This window comes from Nocardioides sp. Root682, assembly GCF_001427795.1.
GTDB lineage: Bacteria > Actinomycetota > Actinomycetes > Propionibacteriales > Nocardioidaceae > Nocardioides.
Genome location: NZ_LMHJ01000003.1, coordinates 207,908 through 228,007 on the forward strand (window position 1 = coordinate 207,908; position 20,100 = coordinate 228,007).

14 protein-coding genes are annotated in these 20,100 nt (G+C 66.1%); 12 read left to right on the forward strand and 2 right to left on the reverse strand.

Annotated features, from left to right (window positions below):
- The first annotated feature begins 105 nt into the window (after positions 1-105).
- The 7 genes from ASD84_RS16315 (at position 106) to ASD84_RS16345 (ending at position 11,454) form a co-directional block, all read left to right on the forward strand.
- Positions 106-2,157 (forward strand): Ig-like domain-containing protein, encoded by a 2,052-nt coding sequence (locus tag ASD84_RS16315; protein WP_056712766.1) that lies wholly within the window; start codon positions 106-108, stop codon positions 2,155-2,157.
- Positions 2,158-2,269: 112 nt separating this feature from the next.
- On the forward strand, positions 2,270-2,824 hold the full coding sequence (locus ASD84_RS16320; RefSeq protein ID WP_056712769.1) for a calcium-binding protein: 555 nt from the start codon (positions 2,270-2,272) through the stop codon (positions 2,822-2,824).
- 134 nt (positions 2,825-2,958) lie between these two features.
- A complete protein-coding gene (locus ASD84_RS26030; protein WP_082573660.1) occupies positions 2,959-3,621 on the forward strand; it encodes a calcium-binding protein in 663 nt (220 codons plus the stop codon).
- A 272-nt stretch (positions 3,622-3,893) separates the two neighbouring features.
- Positions 3,894-6,482: an Ig-like domain-containing protein gene (locus ASD84_RS16330; RefSeq protein WP_162251545.1), complete on the forward strand. Its 2,589-nt coding sequence runs from the start codon at positions 3,894-3,896 to the stop codon at positions 6,480-6,482.
- Positions 6,483-6,583: 101 nt separating this feature from the next.
- On the forward strand, positions 6,584-7,954 hold the full coding sequence (locus tag ASD84_RS16335) for a calcium-binding protein (protein WP_156392025.1): 1,371 nt from the start codon (positions 6,584-6,586) through the stop codon (positions 7,952-7,954).
- Positions 7,955-8,508: 554 nt separating this feature from the next.
- On the forward strand, positions 8,509-10,905 hold the full coding sequence (locus tag ASD84_RS16340) for an RCC1 domain-containing protein (RefSeq protein WP_056712777.1): 2,397 nt from the start codon (positions 8,509-8,511) through the stop codon (positions 10,903-10,905).
- Between the two features lie 171 nt (positions 10,906-11,076).
- The gene (locus ASD84_RS16345; RefSeq protein WP_200954615.1) at positions 11,077-11,454 is read left to right on the forward strand and encodes a hypothetical protein; all 378 of its coding nucleotides are present in this window, start codon (positions 11,077-11,079) and stop codon (positions 11,452-11,454) included.
- Between the two features lie 92 nt (positions 11,455-11,546).
- Here the strand turns inward: ASD84_RS16345 and ASD84_RS16350 are convergent, their stop codons facing one another.
- Complete coding sequence (locus ASD84_RS16350; RefSeq protein WP_056712784.1) at positions 11,547-12,374, reverse strand: calcium-binding protein; 828 nt, start codon at positions 12,372-12,374, stop codon at positions 11,547-11,549.
- 127 nt (positions 12,375-12,501) lie between these two features.
- Between ASD84_RS16350 and ASD84_RS16355 the strand changes: the two genes are divergently transcribed.
- From ASD84_RS16355 to ASD84_RS16375, 5 genes are all read left to right on the forward strand, one after another.
- The gene (locus tag ASD84_RS16355) at positions 12,502-13,638 is read left to right on the forward strand and encodes an RICIN domain-containing protein (RefSeq protein ID WP_162251546.1); all 1,137 of its coding nucleotides are present in this window, start codon (positions 12,502-12,504) and stop codon (positions 13,636-13,638) included.
- Positions 13,639-13,811: 173 nt separating this feature from the next.
- On the forward strand, positions 13,812-15,497 hold the full coding sequence (locus ASD84_RS16360; RefSeq protein ID WP_056712787.1) for an RICIN domain-containing protein: 1,686 nt from the start codon (positions 13,812-13,814) through the stop codon (positions 15,495-15,497).
- Positions 15,498-15,706: 209 nt separating this feature from the next.
- Positions 15,707-16,276, forward strand: a complete 570-nt coding sequence (locus ASD84_RS16365) for a calcium-binding protein (protein ID WP_156392029.1) — start codon at positions 15,707-15,709, stop codon at positions 16,274-16,276.
- A gap of 120 nt (positions 16,277-16,396) precedes the next feature.
- Complete coding sequence (locus tag ASD84_RS16370; protein WP_056712790.1) at positions 16,397-17,050, forward strand: calcium-binding protein; 654 nt, start codon at positions 16,397-16,399, stop codon at positions 17,048-17,050.
- Positions 17,051-17,143: 93 nt separating this feature from the next.
- Positions 17,144-17,737: a calcium-binding protein gene (locus tag ASD84_RS16375; protein WP_056712792.1), complete on the forward strand. Its 594-nt coding sequence runs from the start codon at positions 17,144-17,146 to the stop codon at positions 17,735-17,737.
- Between the two features lie 57 nt (positions 17,738-17,794).
- Here ASD84_RS16375 and ASD84_RS16380 read toward each other — a convergent pair whose 3' ends face one another.
- Positions 17,795-19,816 (reverse strand): ricin-type beta-trefoil lectin domain protein, encoded by a 2,022-nt coding sequence (locus ASD84_RS16380; protein WP_162251547.1) that lies wholly within the window; start codon positions 19,814-19,816, stop codon positions 17,795-17,797.
- Between the last annotated feature and the right edge of the window lie 284 nt (positions 19,817-20,100).

Below are 20,100 nucleotides of genomic sequence, written 5' to 3' on the forward strand. Positions count from 1 at the left end.
ACTGGCTCTCTAGCCAGCTGTGCTCCCTTCGGGGACGCCGATGGACCCGAAACGGGGCACAACGGTCCTATGCCTTCATGGAGGAACAAGATGCGACGACGTGCGATGTCCGACGATTCGGCCTTGCCGCAATTCTTGGGAAAGTGGGCCGTGCCAGCGGGCGTGGTCGCCATCGTCCTGTTGATGGCGGGGATCGTGTTGACCGCCCCGACGACTCACGCTGTGGCTGCGCCGGCCCCGGTCACTGCCTCGTCGTCGCGGGGACCTGCCGTCACCGAGGTGGCGGCAGGCGGCTCGCACACGTGCGTGTTGCGAGAGGACGGGCACGTTCAGTGTTGGGGCAACGGCGCTCAGGGCCGTCTGGGCTATGGCAACACAGAATCGATCGGTGACGACGAGCACCCGTCAGTGGCTGGCTCTGTGAATCTGGGTGCGGGCCGATCGGCAGTGGCTATCGCTGCCGGCGCATCGCACACGTGCGCGATCCTCGATGACGGCACCGTCCGCTGCTGGGGCGCTGGCTTTCTGGGTCAGCTCGGACACGGCAACACGCAGGACATCGGTGACAACGAGACCCCGGCAGATGTCGGGCCGATCACCCTGACCCGTCCTTTCCGCACGGCTGTGGCGATCACGGCCCGCGCGGACCACAGTTGCGCTCTGCTCGACGACGGCTCCGTGGTGTGTTGGGGGTCGGGCACCTTCGGCCGTCTGGGGTATGGCAACACCCAGAACATCGGCGACAACGAGACACCAGCCGATGCCGGGGCAGTGCGCCTCGGCGGGCGGGCCGTACTGGTCACAGCTGGTCTGTTTCACACCTGTGCTCTCCTCGATGAGGGTGAAATGCGCTGTTGGGGCTTCGGTCAGGCAGGGGCTCTGGGGTACGGCAACAAGGAGCACATCGGTGACGACGAGACACCCGCTTCGGTTCCCCCCGTTCTGGTTGCTGAGGCAACCTCGGTCTCGGCTGGCGGTAGTCACACCTGCGTGATCATTCCGCGCCGACGCCGCGACGACCTGACCCGTTGTTGGGGCGCCGGTGAGTTCGGCCAGCTCGGCTACGGCAAGTCGGAGACGATCGGAGACGATGAGACCCCAGCCACAACGGGCGAAATGAATCTCGGCGGCGCGCCGAAGGCCTTCGCGCTCGGCCGATTCCACACCTGCGGCCTGAACCACGACGCCAGTGTGCGCTGCTGGGGGCGCGGGGACTTCGGGCAACTCGGCAACGGTAGGCCGAGAGACATCGGCGATGACGAACCGGTGACGACCGGGGGCCTTGTGGACCTGGGTCCAGGACGAACCGCGACGATGGTCAGTGCCGGGTTTCTGCACACCTGCGCTGTCCTGGATGACGGCAATGTCCGGTGCTGGGGAGCAGGCGGCAATGGACGTCTTGGATATTCCAGTACCAAGAACATCGGTGACAACGAGACCCCAGCCTCTGCTGGCCCGGTCCAGTTGCTCAGCCTGCAGTTTGACGCTGCGCCCACCGCGGTCGCCGATGCGGCGACCGTCGCACAGAACGATCCAGCTACCGCGATCGACGTACTTGCCAACGACACCGATACCGATGGCGGGTTCAAGGCTGTCGAGTCCGTGACCCAGCCCGCCAACGGGACCGTTGTGATCACGGGTGCGGGCTCAGGACTGACCTATGCGCCGAGCGCCGGTTATTGCAACACCGCGGCGGATGAACCCGCCGACGAGTTCAGGTACACCTTGAATCGAGGATCAACGGCGCTGGTCTCAGTCACGGTGACCTGTGCGGTAACTGAGGTTCCGGACCCTGTGGACGAGGTGCCGGACCCGGTGGACGAGGTGCCGGACCCGGTGGACGAGGTGCCAGACCCGGTGGACGAGGTGCCGGACCCGGTGGATCTGGCCCCGGACACGGTGATCACCACCTTGCCCAACCTGCTGACCTCGTCGCTGTGGTTTTCGTCGACGGGATCGTTCTCCTTTGCGTCGACCGAGGCTGGATCCACCTTCGAGTGCCAGATCGACAGCGGTGCGTTCGAACCCTGCACGTCCCCGGTGACGACCCGGCTCCGGTTCGGTAACCACACGTTCGCGGTCCGCGCCCGGGACGCATCGGGCAACGTCGACCTCACGCCGGCCACGCGCCAGGTCGTCGTGCTTGGTCTGTTCTAGCCCTCGACGAGGGCGACTCGAGGAGTGTCGTGAAATGGTGAACGGTTTCCGCAACGGGCGATTGCCTACCGTGGCGGAGTCAATCCCAGCAAGGCACCAGGAGACGCTACGCATGCATCTTGCCGCACACCGTTCCGCGCAACCGGTCCACGTGAACCACCGTTGGTCCCGGCGGGTCCTGATCGTCCTGGCGGGTGTCGCTTCGACCCTGGTGCTCGCCACGGGATCTTCTGCGATGGCCGATGATCCGGTCTCCGACAACCTGGATCCTCAAGGACCCCGCTTGACCTGCCAGGGCGAGATCCCGACCATCGTCGCGGGGCCTACCGAGATCGAGGTCGTCGGGACTGCCGGCGACGACGTGATCGTCGCGTCTGGCGCCGACCACAAGGTCTACGCAGACGGTGGTGACGACGTCATCTGTACCGACCATCACCAGGGCGGCAAGGGCGACCTCGTGGTCGGCGGTCCTGGCAACGACCGGATCTACACGGGTAGCGGAGACGACCACATCCAGGGCAGCGCGGGCAACGACAGGATGTCCTCCGGCGGGGGCAACGACTTGCTGCTTGGTAGTGACGGCAACGACGGAGCCTATGGCGGCTCGGGCCTGGACTGGTGTTACAACTCCGAGGCTCACAGTTGCGGGAGGTTGATCCGGAAGTGAGTCGGAGAGATCGAGTGCGGAGTCGCGGTGGATGAGGCCCAGTGGTCGGCGGCCTGATGCTGCGAGGTAACGGTTTCCCCAACGTGCGCTGCCTAGTTTCGAGCTGCTTTACCAACTACTACTAGGAGCAGCACATGAGATTCACCCACGCAGGACGCACGTACCTCCGGGCTCAAGCAGGACGTTCGTCAGCGTCGGTCCTGGTTGTCGTGGCCGGTGCTGCTACAGCCTTCGTGTTCACCTCAGTCTCGTCCGGAGCAGCGGACTCCACGACTCCGTTGTGCTTCGGCAAGCAGGCGACCATCGTGCTCGAGCAGGGGCATTCGGAGGGGTTCCTAGAGGGGACGAAGGGCGCCGATGTCATCGTCGCCAAGGACTTCACCGTTCCCAGCACCATCAACGGCTTGGGCGGCGACGATCTCATCTGCGTATTCGGCGGGACCGTACTGCCGGGGCAGCACCTCTACACGATCAAGGGTGGTCCGGGCAACGACAAGATCGCAGGAGGCCCCTTGAACGACAAGATCCTCGGTGGCGAGGACCGCGATGAGATTCATGGCGGCGGCGGTGTCGACGTTCTCCACGGCGATCCTGGCCACGACACCCTCTTCGGGGGCGATGGAAATGATGACCTCAACGGCGGCGTTGGCGATGACACGCTGATCAGTGGTGCCGGTAACGACAACAACAACGGTGGGCTGGGCAAGGACTACGCCGACGGCGGCCCGGGAACCGACTTCTGTCGGTACAACGTCGAGAAGATGATCAGCTGCGGACACAAATTCAACGAACGCTGAGTTTCGAACCGTACGTTTCTTGACGGGCTCGGGAGAGCCGGGCGGTGGCTCCGATGGACTCGCCGCTCGGCTCCTCGCTACCCACGACACCGGGAACCGTTGACGTATGCGTTGGCGCAACCGTTGCCCTGTTGGGCGGGATACCTGACGGAACTCCGGCAGTCACAATGCGGCAACACACGGCTCCTAGCGTTCCGGCCAGATTCGCTGAAACCCAGCGCATCGAAGCCGGGGTCATTTCGGGTACCCCATCGAGAATGCGGAGTACCGCCATGGATCACCAGGACCGGGAAACCACCGTTCGATCAAAGCTCCTGCCGTCTGTCGTCGCCGTGATCATCGTGGCCGGAGCGGGCCTGAGCGGGCCGCCGGCGACGGCATCGGCGCGCCCGCCAGCGGCCCATGCTGCTGTCCATCCAGCGGCCGAAGCTGCCGTTGTCACCTCGATCCGTGGCCCTGCGGAGCTCCGGGCTGCCACCCGAGACGACATCCCGGCTGGGCCGGGCGAGGTCAATCACACGTCGTGCAGCGGAGTGGAGAAGTTCTTCCTCTTGATGGGTGGGTCCGCCATCGGCTTCGCGGGCACCCTGATCGGCACGCAGTCCGCCTTCCTGTTGACGGGCCTGATCGGGATGATGCTGAGCATGAGGTTCGTCAGCAAGTGCATCCTTCTCGCGGGCGACCAGCCGGTGACCGCACTCACCTTGTCCTACGTGATCGGTGAGATGGAGCGGGTTGCCGGTGCCCAGGTGGACCAGGCACTGGTGGCCAGCATCGAGAACAGGGCGGCAGACCTGCTCCAGACGATCGAGCATGAAAGGGCCAATCTTGAGCAAGCGACGGAGCTCGAGCTGGCAGAGCGCGAGCGGCTGTCGACGGTGATGCAGGGGCTGGGCAACAATGCATCCTTGCTCGAAGCGGAGTTCAAGAGCCTGCCCTGGCAGGCGCTGCCGGCGATCGCCTTCGTCGCCTCCATGAAGCACCTTGCCTACGCGCTGTCCTTTGCGCTCTCCAACAACGGTGCCTATCGCCGAAATCTGGGGTCCGTCGTGCTGCCGGCGGAGCGCGAGGAGACGATTGACCTGATGGCCGAGAAGGAAGCGGACCTGGTGCGGTTCGCGCGAAACGATCTGACACTCGAGCGTGAGTCGTCAACGAAGACGTCCGCGGGCCTGGTGCCGACCACCTGGTTCAAGATCACAGCGGGGGCAACGCAAGGAGACAAGTGGGCCTACCGCCTGGCCTGGACGTGCGAGCGGCGCTGGCGCCCCAACCAGCAATGCACGAACTTTGAGAGCCGACGTTCGGAGTTCTTCACGTCGGCCCTCAACAAGCACCAGGCGTTGAGGGCGCGGGTTGCCGAGGCATTGACTCCGGAGTATCTGGCATTTCGGAACGAACTGACAATGTATCGCGGTGCGCAGTTCTTCCTGGTCAACAACCGGGTCGACGACAACACCAAGCTGAAGGCCGGCCAGAGCAAGTGTCTGGATGCACCGGGCGAGACCTCGCCGGCGCCGGGAAGTGGGCTGCCGCTCCGGGCCTGCGAGATCAGCCAGGGCAACGCGTCTGGCCCGCCCCAGACCGATCAGTTGTGGCGATTCATCCGCGGCACCGGACAGGTTGAGAACGTGCGCCAGGGGTTGTGCCTGGACGTGGCGGGCGTCCCGACTGCGCAGACTGACGGCAGCCGCGTCATCCTGGCATCGTGCGGGGACGGCGACGCGGCTGAGCACGCCGATCAACAGTGGGGGATGCATCCGTTCGGTCACCTCGTCAACCTCGCTACTGGCCGTTGCGTGGACCTCAACGGAACCGGAGGCACCCAGAGCGACGCGAGCGCCGTCGTCAGTTCCTGCGAGTACGAACTGGGCGCGGGGATCGTGAATGCGCAGGGGTGGTTGGCCCGGGGCGCTTCAGTCGGCACGAAGGCCAGTGATCCGACCACCGACCAGTCCTGGACCTTGCGGTATCGGGGCGAGAGCCTGCCGACGCTGTTGCCGGCGGAAGTGGTAGATGCGTTGCCGATCGCCAGGGACGACAGCATGACGCTGGCGGAGGACGGCGGCCCGGCGACGATCGACGTACTGGCCAACGACCTCGATCCGGACGGTAGGCCCAGGGAAGTCGTTTCGGTGACACAGCCTGAACACGGCAATGTGTCGATTCCGGCGAGCAGAGCGACCGTCTGGTATCAACCGGAGAGCGGCTTTTGCAACGATCCGGAGGGAACGCCAGATCGGTTCTCCTACACCCTCAACGGTGGCTCCACGGCGATGGTGAGCGTGACAGTGACCTGTGCCGAGGAAGCAGACACGGCGCCGCCCCTCGTTGCGATCACGGACTTCGGACAGAACCCGAACGCGACGAGCGCGGTCGGTGTCTTCACCGTCGACGAGATCGGCACGACAGTCGAGTGCGCGGTCGATGGTGGCGCTTTCGCTCCGTGTGCGTCTCCGCACAAGACCTCATCGCTGTCCACCGGTCCGCACAAATTTGTCGTTCGTGCCACGGACGACGCAGGCAACGTGGGCTCGGCCGAGGCCACCGCCACCATCAATGCGGACGCACCGGCGACCAGGATCGAGAGTGGCCCGGTGGGCACCGTGACCGACCGCGATCCCGCGCGGTTCACGTTCACCGGCTCGCGACCCGGGGCCACCTTTGAGTGCATGCTCGACACCGGGAGCTATTCACTGTGCGCATCGCCGACCGACTTCGGAAGGTTGAGCGTGGGCACCCACACCTTCAGGGTCCGGGCCACCGGGAGCAACGGCATCACGGATGCCATCGGAGCGACTCGGACCTGGACAGTCAGACGCTGCCTGATCCCACTTGCCGGCACGGGCTGCCTCGTCTAGCAGTACCCGGGCAGGACGTAGCGGCGAGCCTGGTTGAACGAACGAGAACCCTGGGTGGGAGCGACGCCGGCCGGCTCACCCGCTCGTCGCGACCGCACAGCATGCCCACCAGGACCAGGGCTCGATTTCTGTCGAAACAACGTCGAAGGGCTGGACAGTTGCGAGCGCAAGGTCAACGCTCGCCGAGCGCCCGCATCATCGTTCCTCAACCGGCTCGGGAGGGCCTCGCGACCGAAGAGGTGTCCCTTCGAAAGCTTTCCGCCCGGGTGCCAACGGTTTCGGCAATGTCGCTCTGCTCTGCTGGCCGGGTTCTCATCGGGGTGATCGCGGCGTTCGCCATGCCTGATGTCGGACTGACAGCTACTCCTACCATCACCAAAGGCAGTGCAATGACTCCTGCGTCTCTCCACCTCTTCTCTCGTGACCGCCTGGCGACGCGCGTCACGGCCGTGGGCCTGTTTGCCTGTGGCTCCTGGGCACTCGCGTTCAGCGCAACCGCTGCCGCGCCGGCGTCGGCGGACGCAGGTGACTTGACCTGCCACGGCAAGGCCGTGACGATCCTGGTCGACGCATCGCACAATGGCTCACCGGTTTACGGATCGTCGGGCGACGACGTGATCATGGCCTTCGGCGGCGGTCACCACATCGACGGGCAGGCCGGCAATGACACGATCTGCGCCAGCTCCGATGTGGGTTCGGTCGGGGATGTCATCCTGGGCGGAGTGGGCAACGACTACCTCACCGGGGGAGCCGGCAACGACACGCTCGACGGAGGTAGCGACCAGGACTTCATCGGCGGCGGCCCCGGTGACGACAACCTCTTCGGCGGAGACCACGTGGACGAGCTGCGCGGTGGGTCCGGCGACGACAGGCTGACGGGCGGCGACGCGAGAGACATGCTGTACGGCGATAGTGGCGACGACGTCATCCACGGGAACGACGGTGGGGACGGTGTCTACGGACAGGACGGAAACGATCACCTCTATGGGGAGATCGGCCAGGACGTCCTCGTCGGTGGCCTCGGTGACGACCTCCTCCACGGAGGCCTCTACCCGGACTCTCTCTACGGCCAGGAAGGCGACGATGTCATCTACACCGGCGACGGGGGGCCCGCCGGCTTCGACAAGGCGTTCGGCGACAGCGGGAACGACGTGCTGCACGGCAGCAGCGACGGTGACCGCCTCAATGGTGGGACCGGCAACGACCTGTTGTACGGCTATGGCAGCCAGGACAAGCTCTACGGTGATTCCGGTAATGACCGACTCGAGGGTGGCGGCAACAGGGACGAGCTCCGCGGTCATGAGGGTAATGACCGGCTGTACGGCGGCGATGGCGCGGACGACCTCCATGGCGGTGTCAACGATGACTACTTGAACGGCGGCGGCGACCTCATGGACCAAGGGAACGGCGACCCCGGGGTGGACACCTGTGTCGGGATCCGTGACGCGATGCAGACCACCTGCGAGCGCTGACAGCCGAGGTTCCTCAGCCTGACCCGGGGAGCACCCGCCTCGCATCGGGTGCTCCCCGTGTGCTTGCCAAGGGGCCGCGGCAATGCTCAGGAGGCCCTGGCCACCCGGAGTTCGTGCGCGTCAGCCACCGGGGACCTGAGCGAATGGCCCGTGAGAGACGCGACCACCGACGCTGTGTTGCGCCATTTCGACTTGACGACCGTTGGTGACGACGAGCCCAAGCTTCGCAACGTCACCAGCGGCCCCGGTACGGCGCTTGAATTCAAGTCACCACTCGGCGTTGACGTCCGCCGATCTGGTCGTGCACAACGGTTTGCGCAACGCCGGGTCCTTAACTTCAGGTCACAACGCGTGTGGGCAGGGTCGTGGCCAGCGTCATGGCTCCTGTCCTCATTTGGAACCTGTCTTGGAGGACCATGATGTCGGTACGAAGAACACTCATAATCTTCGGAGCAATGGTGGTCGCCTGTATAGGGCTTGCCGTGATCTCCGCCCCCGCTCAGGCAACGACACCGCCGGCCGATCCAGGCGTTCGAGTCGCCCCGCAGGACCAGATGGCGGTCGGCACGAACCACACCTGCGCCATCGATGCCGGTGACGTCCGCTGTTGGGGCCGAGGCGACCACGGGCAACTCGGCTACGGCAACACCGACAACATCGGGGACAACGAACATCCCTCGGATGCAGGGACCGTCGACATCGGCGGCAAGGCAATAGCCGTGACTGCCGGATCCAATCACACCTGCGCACTGCGCGCGGACGGACGGGTGCTGTGCTGGGGTGCCAGCGCCGGTGGCCAGTTGGGCTACGGCAACACCCAGACCATTGGAGACGACGAGACCCCAGCCGCGGCCGGACCAGTCAACATCGGCCGTGAGGTCATCGCGATCAGTGCGGGCGAGCAGCACACCTGCGCCCTGATGAACAATGGCCAGATCCGCTGCTGGGGAGTCGCGAACCAAGGTCGCCTCGGCTATGCCAACAACAACATCATCGGTGACAACGAAGTACCGTCCAGCGTGCCTTCCGTGCAGGTCGGCGGGCTGGTCATTGCCGTCGCTGCCGGTGGAACACACACCTGCGCCGTGCTCTCGACGGGAAAGGTCCGCTGCTGGGGCCGCGCGCAGGACGGCGAGCTCGGCACTGCGAACCTCAACTTCGGTTGGCCAGCCAGCAGCGTGATCGGTGACAACGAGCATCCCTCCTCCGCGCCGACCGTGAAGCTCCCCGGGGGGGAGCAGGCTGTGGCCATCACCGCGGGTCAGGCACACACGTGCGCCATCCTGGACACCGGTGGACTCACCTGCTGGGGACGGGGTTCGGACCTTCAGTTGGGATACGGCAACGCGCAGAACATCGGTGACGACGAGCACCCGGGTCTGGTTGGGCTGGGCCGCCCTGCCATCGCCGTGACAGCCGGCTACCGGCACACGTGCGCCGTCCTGGCGAACGGCGAAACACGCTGCTGGGGCAGCGGCGCCAACGGTCGTCTTGGCCTGGCCAACACCAACGACGTACACAGCGCCACCTCGGTCCCCCCGGTCTCACTGGGCAAGGAGGTCGTCGCCGTCAGTGCAGGCACCTTCCACACCTGTGCCCGGCTCGCCGACGGGAACATTCGCTGCTGGGGCCTGGGGTCCGGTGGTCTGCTCGGCTCCGGGAACACGGGCAGCATCGGGGACGACGAGCACCCCTCCGCTGTGCCCCCAGTGCAGCTCGGTGTCTCGCCCTACCCGGTCACGGTCACGAGCGGTGAATCGCACAGTTGTGCCCTGATCAGCAATGGCGACGTGAAGTGCTGGGGCTTCGGCGGCGGCGGCCGACTGGGTTATGCCAACACCACCACCATCGGGGACAACGAGGCACCGGCGACGGCTGGCGCCGTCTCGCTCGGTGGAGAAGCCAAGTCGATCACGGCTGGCGCCCGACACACCTGCGCGGTGTTGGCCAATGGCGACGTCCGATGCTGGGGCGTCGGTGTCCAGGGGCGCCTCGGCCTTGCCGCCACCGACAACATCGGCGACGACGAGCACCCCTCATCGGTGCCGCCGGTCGACGTCGGTCAACGCGCCGTCGCTGTGACGGCGGGTGACGAGCACACGTGCGCCCTGATTGCCACGGGTGGTGTCCGGTGTTGGGGCAACGGCGCGATGGGTCGTCTCGGCTACGCCAACGTGGGCTGGGTCGAGCGAACCGTCGGTGATGACGAGCACCCCAGGACGGCTGGGGACGTCGACATCAGCGCAGACGGACTCACCGAGCAGGCGAAGGCGATCACAGCCGGACCGTCACACACCTGTGCGATCCTGGGCAACGGACGGGTGCGCTGCTGGGGCAATGGGGCCAACGGACGGCTCGGCTACGGCAACACCCAGAACGTCGGTGACGACGCCCATGAACACCCCGGCACGAAGTTGACACTGCGGCTGGGTGATGGGCGGCAGACCGTGCGGATCGTCGCTGGAGCGATGCACACCTGCGCTCGACTCGACGACGGCAATGTCCGTTGCTGGGGGAACGGGGCCAACGGTCGGCTCGGGTACGGAAACACGTCCAGTATCGGTGACAACGAGCACCCCGAGGCCGCTGGCCCGGTCCAGTTGGGCGCCTCTCGTTACGGGAGCGTCCTGTCGGCTGGCCAGCACAGTTGCGCCGTGATGGATGACGGTGACGTTCGCTGCTTCGGGCAGAGCAACGTCGGGCAGTTGGGTTATGGAAATACCGCCAACGTCGGTGGCAACCAGCATCCCTCTGCAGTGGGTCCAGTCGATTTCGGTGGACGCACGATCGTGGCCATCGATTCCGGCCTGACGCACTCGTGCGCCGTCCTGGACGATGCCACGGTGCGCTGCTGGGGGGCTGGAGAGACCGGCCGCCTCGGCTACGGCAACACCGCCAACATCGGTGACGACGAAACGCCAGCCAGCGTCGGAGGGGTTCCGCTCTTCTGACCGTCCGCCCCAAGACGACGGCGCGCCGAGACCTCCGAGTCCCGGCGCGTCGTCCGTCATTCCGGGGCCGAACCCTGTTCCGGACCCAGCAACGATGAACCTTCTGTTCTCGGTGCCCGTATTGCAGATGGAGCCCGACAGATGTCGGGCAACGAGGATCGGAGAGATGTAGTGACAGCACGATTCCTGGCAGCAGCAGCTGCCCTGACGTCGGCCGCGGTTCACCTGTGGCTCTGGTTCGATGGCGTGCGTCACCAGGACGTCATCGGGCCCGCCTTCATGATGAACGCGATCGGGGGAGCGGTGATCGCCGTACTGCTCCTGACGTGGAAGCACTGGCTGCCCCTGCTCCTGGCCATCGGCTTCGGTGTGTCGACACTGGGCGCGTTCATTGTCTCGACGACCGTCGGCCTGTTCGGGATCCACGCGTCCTGGGCGGGTTGGGACGAGTGGGTGAGCGCGGTCTCGGAGGTCATCCTGATCGTCGTGGGCCTGTGGCTTGTGCGCGCCGAGGGTTGGCTGGCGTCGGTCAGAGCACCTCAGCACTGACCCCAGCCCTGCTCGCTGCTTCCCAGCGAGGTGCGGGCAGACGCAGAGCCCGGCCCGTCGTACGACGGGCCGGGCTCTGGCTTGTCAGGTGACTAGGAAAGGAACTTCTCGCACGTGACCTTGACCTCGATGCCGAAGCGGCAGGAGTCAGTTCCGTCGCCGCCGACGCCGTAGTCGTAGCCGTCGTGCCCGCGGAGGTGATCTCCACCGGCATTTCCATAAAGACGGTCATTGCCGTCATCCCCGATGACGTCGTCGCGGCCGTTTCCGCCGGAGAGGAAGTCATCGCCGTCGCCTCCGTGAATGACGTCGTCCTCGTCGCCGCCCTGAACGAGGTCGTTTCCTCCGCCGCCCGTGATGTAGTCCGAGCTCCCACCCGCGTAGATGGTGTCAGCGCCACCGCCGCCGGCGATCCAGTCGCGTCCCGTGCTGGTGTGGATCTCGTCATTGCCAGCATCGCCGTACACGACGGTCCCGTACTTGTACGCGCCTGCCTGCACGAAGAGACGGTCGTCGCCGTTACCCAGGCGGATCGTGTCGTGGTCGTTGTGGAAGGTGCACACCAGGTCGTTTCCACCCAGCGCATCGACGGTGTATCCGTCGAGGAGATTCGTCTGCCCGACCAGGAGGATCACGTCATCGCCCTCGGTGCCCGTGACCTTGTACTCGTTCTCGTGGGTGCCGGTCGGCGTACGCGGTAGGCCCGGGGCCTGATAGATCGTCGGGACCTGCCCCTGGCAGAGCGGGACGGAGCCGGTGAAGGCCTCCGTCGGGGCCAGGGATCCGGTACTGATCACCAGCAACGACGTCGTGCCGGCAACGGCAGCGAGCTTGCGCAGGAGTGGGGTGCCGGGTTTCTGGCGGGTCAGGCAGAGGGGGCTCGAGAAGTGCTCATCGGAACGCTTTCCTTCAGGGGTCAAGGGGCAGAGCCTCGGACGCTAGGTGGTCGACGTTGGCGAAACCGTTGCCAGTCGCTTCTTGCAACGGTCCGCGCAACGGGGACCTGTGAGGCTCGTGACGGAACCACTGCGTTGCGAACGGCCGGCTGTGAACCACCGGCTGCGACCCCGGCGCGTCACTGAATGTCATTGCTTTGAGGAGTTCGATGTGACCCAGCTTCTGCAGTACGCCTGGCTTCGGCTCGCGGCGGTTGCGGCCATGTTGGTGTGCCTGCTGGCGGCCGCCAGCGGTCCCGTTCTTGCGGCCCCGACGCCGGTGCAGCAGACGGAGGTCTCGCCGGACGATGACGGTGATGTGCCGGCCACTCCGGAGGCGCTCATGGACAAGGAGGCGCGCTGGGTCCAGTACGTCAATGGACTATCCGTTCAGCGACGAGCAGGGACCAGCACCAGTGGCAAGACGACCAGGTACTCCATCACTGCGTCGGCAACTCGACTCAACACGTTCTCGTACTACAAGGATTGGAACTGCACGCGAACCTGGTGGACTCCCAATGCCTGCGGCAACTACGACGCGCGCGTCGGGGAGTTCTTCGCCAAAGCACTCCAGACTCATCATCGGGATCGTGCCCAGATCGTGGGAGCGCTCGGCATCGATCACCTTGACCGCAAGAACAAGATGAATGTCTACCAGGGCAAGCCGTTCTTCCTGGTCAACAACCTGTCGACGCAGCAGAGAGCCACCGGTACGGAGCTCACGCACACGTGCCTCGACGTCACGGACCGACTCCGCGAGCTCGGCGAACTGCGCCTGAGCGGCTGCCAGTTCAATCGTGCCGCGCCCACTGCGCTCTCCCCCACCGATCAGGTGTGGAGGTTCAGGCCCGGGACCGGGCTGGTGGAGAACGTGCTGCTGGGGGGATGCCTCGACGTCGACGGTCCGGCGGGCTCGCAGTTCGACGGAAGCCCAGTCCGACTGGGGGAGTGCACGGACGCAGACGATCCCGAGAATGCCGACCGGCAGTGGGGCATCAATCCGCTCGGATACCTGGTCAACCTCGCCAGCGGGCGCTGCCTCGACATCGGCGCGGACGACGCGACCAAGACGGGCACAGTCCCGCCGCGGGTCACTCAGTGCCAGTACCAGTACAGTCCCCGGCCGGGCAGCCTCGGCTCGTCTCAGGGCGTCAACGAGGAAGACGGCAGCACCGACCAGTCCTGGAGCCTCTGGTACGTCGACGGCGGGATGGACCTGTTCTTGCCGGCGCCGGCGCCGCCCACCTGATTGAAGGTGGCGGACGTTGGCGAAACCGTTGCCAAACGTTTCCTCGCAACGGTCCGCGCAACGGTCACCTGTGACGCTGGTGGGCGAACCACTGCGCTGCGATCGGTCGGCTGTCCACTGGACGGCTGCGAGTCCGGCGCATCATCGAATGTCATTGCTTTGAGGAGTTCCACGTGACCCAGCTTCTGCAGTACGCCTGTCTTCGACTCGCGGCGGTTGCGGCCATGTTGATGTGCCTGGTGGCGACCAGCAGCGGCCCGGTGTTGGCCGCTCCTGCGCCCGCACCGCAGACAGAGGTCTCGTCGGGCGATGACGACGACCTGCCGGCCACGCCCGAGGACCTCATCGCCATGGAGAAGCGGTGGGTCCAGTACGTCCACGATCTGAATCTCCAGCGCGTTGCCGATGACACGACGAGCGGCAAGAAGACGTACTACTCGATCCTGGCCACGGCTACGAGGCTGGACGGCTTCGCCTACCAACAACTGTGGAACTGCACGCGCACCTGGTGGACGCCCAACGCCTGCGGCAACTACGTCGAGCGCACCAATGAGTTCTTCAGCAAGGCGCTGAACGCCCACCACCAGGTACGTGCCGAACTCGTGGGCGCGATCGGCGTCGAGCACCTCACCCTCAAGAACAGCATGAATGTCTACCGGGGCAAGCCGTTCTACTTCGTCAACAACCGGTCGACAAGGCTCAGCGACGAGTCGGACGCGGCGCACACCTGTCTGGACATCGCGGATCGCCTCGCTGGGACCGGACAGTTGCGGCTCAAGGGCTGCGAGCTCAATCGCGCTGCCGAGACCCCCACTGATCAGGTGTGGCGGTTCGTGCCCGGCACCGGGCTCGTGCAGAACGTACTCCTGGGGGGATGTCTGGACGTCGACGGGCCTGCGGCGTCCCAGGTTGATGGCAGCGTCGTTCGGCTGGGGGAGTGCGCGGGTGGCGAGCTCCCCGAGCACGCTGACCGGCAGTGGGGTCTGAACCCGCTGGGGTATCTGGTCAACCTCGCCAGCGGACGGTGCCTCGACATCGGCGCGGACGATGCGTCCAAGGTGGGCGTCGTTCAGCCGCGAGTCACGGCTTGTCAGTACGGCTACATCCCGGCCGAAGGCAGCATTGCCTCGTCCCAGGGCGTCAACGAGGAAGACGGAACCACCGACCAGTCCTGGAGCCTTCGGTACGTCGACGGAGGAATGGATGGCTTCCTGCCTGCGCCGCCGCCTCCGGCAACGGGCGGCGGTTCCGAGGAACCGGTGGAGCCGGAACAGCCTGTGGAACCGGAGCAGCCGGTGGAACCGGACGCCGACCCGCCGGTGGTGAGCATCGGTGCTGTCGCTGTTGCCCAGCAGCCGGGCGCGACCACGGCCTTGGCGACCTTCTCCGTCAGCGCGAGCGCCGTACGGGTCGAGTGCCGTGTCGACCTTGGACAGTTCGAGCCGTGCGCGAGCCCGCATCAGACGGCGTCCCTGCCGACGGGCGGCCACACGTTCACGCTCCGCGCAATCGATGGAGCGGGGAAAGTCGCGGGGAAGCAGGCGAGGTTCACCATCGATGCCGACAGCCCCACGACGACGATTCTCTCGGGTCCCTCCGGCACGACCACCACGGTCGACGCCGTGACGTTCACGTTCAGCAGTCCCAAGGCGGGCGTCACCTTCGAGTGCCGCCTGGACACCCAGCGGTTCGCGCCGTGCAGTTCACCGTTCCGCCATGGCCCGCTGGCTGCGGGGACGCACTCGTTCCAGGTCTGGGCCCGGGGCAGCAACGGCGTGGTGGATCCCGTCGGCGCGAGCCGCTCCTGGACGGTCCGCAAGTGCAGCCTGTTCTTCCCGGGCGGGCCCTGCCTCTTGTGATCCGGTGCACTCCTACCGACCCACGCGTCACCCCCACATCCTCGAAGGAAGAAACGATGAACCGCCGAACTGACCGCCGTCCCACTGCCTCCTGCCTGGCCGGGCCCGTACTGCGCTCGCGGTCCTTGATGGCGCTCGCTTGCGCTGTACCGATCCTGGCGCTCGCCTCGGCCTCGCCGACGACGGCCCTCTCCATCGCCGGAGAGTCCGTGCCGTTCGACGCACCCTCGTGCCAAGGCCAGACCGCGACCATCTTCAGGGGCGCCAACCGTGCGGTGGACGACACGTTCGTCATGGGCACTGAGGGACCCGATGTCATCGTCGTGGTCGGCCTCGAGAATACGATCCGCGGCAACGGTGGGGATGACCTCATCTGCACCTTCGGTCCCGACGGAGACATCGTCCATGGCGGCTCCGGCAATGACCGCATCTTCACCGCCACGGGACGGGACATCATCTACGGAGATGACGGGAACGACGAGATCCATGCCGGCGGTGGCGGCGATGAGCTCCATGGCGGCTCGGGCGCCGACATCATCCATGGAGACGACGGCGGTGACGAGATCTACGGCGGCCCAGGCAACGACCTCCTTCATGGGGACGGCGGAAGTGACTGGATCATCGGTGCTGACGGCGACGACACCATGTACGGCGGTGACGGAGGCGACCGCATCCGGGGTTTCGAGGGTCTGGACAGGGGAATCGGCGGTCCGGGCTATGACATCTGCCGTTTCGAAACAGAGTTCCGCACGAGCTGCGGAACCTATGTCGGCGCCTGAGCGGCTGGCTCGGCACGCACGAGCGTCGTCCGCCATCAGACGTGCGTCGGTGGCGACAAGCGTGGGCTGCCCGGCTCGGGCGACCCAACGAAATCCAACAGTCACCATGGAGCTCTCCTCATGACCAACCACACTGCCCGCCTCAACTCACGTCGGCTCGGTGCGGAGGGGACGACTCCGAAGGCGTTCGCAGCGATCACCGCCGCAGCTGCCCTCGTGATGCTCACCTCGGCATCTCCGGCCTACGCTTTCTCAGCCGGCGTCGAGACCTCGGGTGATACTGCGACCTGTCAGGGCCAGGTTCCCACCATCTACGTGGGTCCCGAACAGCGAATCGTCTTCGCCACCGAGGGCGATGACGTCATTGTCGCCGTTGGTCATCTCCACACGATCCACAGCCTGGGCGGTGACGACCTGATCTGCACCTTCGGATCTCAGGGCGACACGATCGTCGGGGGCCCGGGCAACGACCGCATCTTCACGTGGGGCGGTGACGACGTCATCTATGGCGGCGACGGAGCCGACGAGGTGCACGGCGGTGGTGGGCACGATGTCATCCATGGCGACGACGGCAATGACGTTCTCTTCGGGGGCGCTGGCTCCGACCTCATCATCGGCGATGGAGGAGACGACACCATGCATGGCGGCGACGGCGATGACCGCCTGCGCGGTCTCATCGGCAACAACGACAAGGGCGACGGGGGAGCAGGGGACGACCTGTGCCGGTTCGGCACCGAGCACCGCACCAGTTGCGGGACCTGGACCCGGGACTGAGTCGATCCTCGGACGCGGAACCGTTCCGCCAACGGCCAGCTGCCCGCCTTGGGTGGCTGCAATCCAAGCACGCACCCATTCGGAGGAAACATCGTGAAGCCCCGCACCACCTACCGCTCCCCGCACCAGTCCGTGTTTGCGCGGACGTCGTCGAAGGCGGTGCCGGCACTGGCCGGCACCGTTGCCGCCCTGGTCCTCGCCACAGGGTCCTCCGCGTGGGCTGAGCCGTGGGGGGACCCCCTCATCCCGGTTGACGCTCCGCTGTGCCGAGGCGTGGACCCAACCATCGTTGCGTTGCCTGGCGAGAAGGTTGTCGAGGGCACTGGGGGAGACGACGTGATCGTTGCCAGCAATGGGCAGCGGATCCACGGATACGGCGGCAACGACCTGATCTGTGGTTTCGGGTCAGACGGGTTCCTGATCTACGGGGGGAACGGCAACGATCGGATCTACGGGGGGAATGGCAACGACGACATCCTCGGCGGCGACGGCGCCGATCAGCTGTTCGGCTCCTACGGCTTTGATGAGTTGCGCGGTGAAAAGGGCGACGACTACATGCATGGTGGCTACGGCAACGACGAGCTCCATGGATGGACGGGCGATGACACCGCGGATGGCGGGCCCGGGGACGATCGGTGCCTGACCAGCGAAGACAAGATCAGCTGCGGGGTCGTCCGCCTGAGCTGACGAGCTGTGACTCGAGGCGAGCGTCTCCCCGCGTGGGTGACGCTCGCCTCGTGCTTTCTAGACCACGAGGAGACACTGCGCGCCGCCGAGGTGGAGCACGCACTGCTTGACAAGCCAGGTCCGAGTGACGGGACTGGTTTGGGCGACGCCGTTGCTGGCGATGGCGCGGACCGTGAAGGTATGGCGCCCGGCACTCAGGCGGCCGTAGTCGGTCGGAGAGGTGCACGGCAACGCGGGACCGTCGTCGAGACGGCATTCGAAGACCGACCCTGGCTCGGAGCTGGTGAAGGTGAATCGGGCTCGGTCGATCGTGGTCGAGGAGTCACTGGGGCCGCTGTCGATGGTGGCCAGAGGCGGGTCGGCGTCGATCGGGAACCCCATCTCGGCTGACGCAGTGTTGCCTGCGGCGTCGACTGCCCGGAGGGTGAGGGTGTGCCCGCCGGTCGGAAGAGAGGCGGTCAGGTGTGGTGACGTGCACGGCACGTACGCGTCCCGGTCGACACGGCACTCGACGATGGTCGCCGTCTGGTCGACGCTGAAGAGTGCCTCGGCGGTGGTGGTGCCGGCGCGCTGGGTGACGGTCTGGATGCCCACTGTGGGCGGGGTGGTGTCAACGGGCTCGGGCTCGGACACCGGGTCCGATCCCGTACCGGAAGGGGGCGGAGCCGGCAGGAACGGGTGCCTGCCCACCCCTTGGTCTGCCAGCGGTCCGACGTCGACTCCGAGATAGCCCAGGCTCCACGACTGGTCCGTGCCCGGGTCGCCAGGAGTGACGCCGTGGGAGGCGGCCACGGCGCCCGCCTTCGGGCTGCGCCCGTATTCACAGGGTCCCACCCGGGCAGTGGCGCCCTTGTCGGTCGCGGCGTCTCCGTTCAGATCCAGACAACGGCCCGTGGCGAGATTGACCAGGTAGCCCAACGGATTCATCCCCCACTGCTGATCAGCCCGCTCGGGACTCTCCTGGATGTCGCACCTGGCCAGCACCACCCGGGCACCGTCGGCCTGTTGCCCGGGGGCGCCGGCTACGTCGAGGCAGAGACCGGAGGAGACGTTCTGCACGAGGCCCGAGCCCCTCACGAACCGCCAGACCTGGTCAGTCCCGGGTGCTGTGACAGCTGCGGTAGCGGGGTCGATCGCCTGGAACTCACAGTCGCCCAGCACCGTGGCACCACCTGGAGCCGTCGTCGACGGCGCGGCGACGTCCAGACAGGTGTACCTCGTGGCAGCGGGGCCGGTCCGGGTCAGGTTGTTGATGAGGAAGAACGGAACCCCCTGATACAGGTCCACCTTGTTCCTGAATCCCAGGTAGGGCTCATCGAAGGCCTCCAGGATCTCGGCCCGCACCTCGACGTGCTTGTCGTAGGCGTCACCGAAGTACTCAGCGCGGCGGCTGCCGAAATTGTCACAGCTCCGTGGGCGGAACAGCTTCCTCGTGCAGCTCCACCTCTGCTGGTGGGCCAGGGTGCCCGTTCCGCGCGTCGCTCGGGCATCGATCGTGAGTGTGCAGTTCGTGCAGAGCTTCCCCGACGCCGTCCGGCCGTCATTCGATTCCCGCCGTACCGTCACGTCCCCGACCACGAACCCGGTGAAGTCGGCCTCCTTCTCCGCCACCATGCGCCGGGTCTCGGCCAACTCAGCGGGCAGGACCCGGTCCCTCAGCTTGGACTTGTTCTCCCCGGGCGCAGAGAGCCCGTACGCGAGCGCGTAGGCACCGTTCTTGACCGCACCGATCACCTCGAGCGCAGGCAGCGCCTGCCACGACAGGATGCCGAGCTCGGCCTCCAGTTGCGAGGCGGTGTTGCCCATCGTCTGGAGCAAGGTCGCGAACGCCGCGCGTTCTCCTGGCCCCATCGTCTCGATCTGTTCGAGACTCGCCTGTTCGCGCTCAAGGATCAGCATCAGGTCGGACGTCCTCGCATACACGCTCTGGAGAAGGCGTTCCTCGACGATGTCACCGGCGACCTGTTCCATCCGGCCGACCAGGAACTCCATCGTGAGCATCTGCTGCCCGTTGACGCTGCACACGGCAAACCGCGCGGACTTGCCCATGGCCGTCGCGAGCTTGAGGAACTGGGACAAGCCCGGGAGCACCCCGAAGATCTCCAACGCCGTGTACGCCGCGACATTCGCGGTCTTCGCGCAATCGCCCGAACTCGGTCGGACTGCAGAATCCGCCGCACCTGGGCCGCCGACAACACCCCATGCACAGGCGAGGGTGAGCACCATCGCTGTGACGGAACGTCGGACTTGTCGCTGGAACAAGAACATGGAGAGCCTCGCTGTCGCCGTCGCTGCTGGCGTTGTGCCTGCAGGCGACGGATGCTTCGCGGCTCAGGTGTCCGGCGCCACGGTCGGCAACGAAC

Bases quoted from the DNA above. Each gene is read 5' to 3' on its own strand.
- ASD84_RS16315 (WP_056712766.1), top strand. From the start codon at position 106: ATGTCCGACGATTCGGCCTTGCCGCAATTCTTGGGAAAGTGGGCCGTG.
- ASD84_RS16320 (WP_056712769.1), top strand. From the start codon at position 2,270: ATGCATCTTGCCGCACACCGTTCCGCGCAACCGGTCCACGTGAACCAC.
- ASD84_RS26030 (WP_082573660.1), top strand. From the start codon at position 2,959: ATGAGATTCACCCACGCAGGACGCACGTACCTCCGGGCTCAAGCAGGA.
- ASD84_RS16330 (WP_162251545.1), top strand. From the start codon at position 3,894: ATGGATCACCAGGACCGGGAAACCACCGTTCGATCAAAGCTCCTGCCG.
- ASD84_RS16335 (WP_156392025.1), top strand. From the start codon at position 6,584: ATGCCCACCAGGACCAGGGCTCGATTTCTGTCGAAACAACGTCGAAGG.
- ASD84_RS16340 (WP_056712777.1), top strand. From the start codon at position 8,509: ATGGCGGTCGGCACGAACCACACCTGCGCCATCGATGCCGGTGACGTC.
- ASD84_RS16370 (WP_056712790.1), top strand. From the start codon at position 16,397: ATGACCAACCACACTGCCCGCCTCAACTCACGTCGGCTCGGTGCGGAG.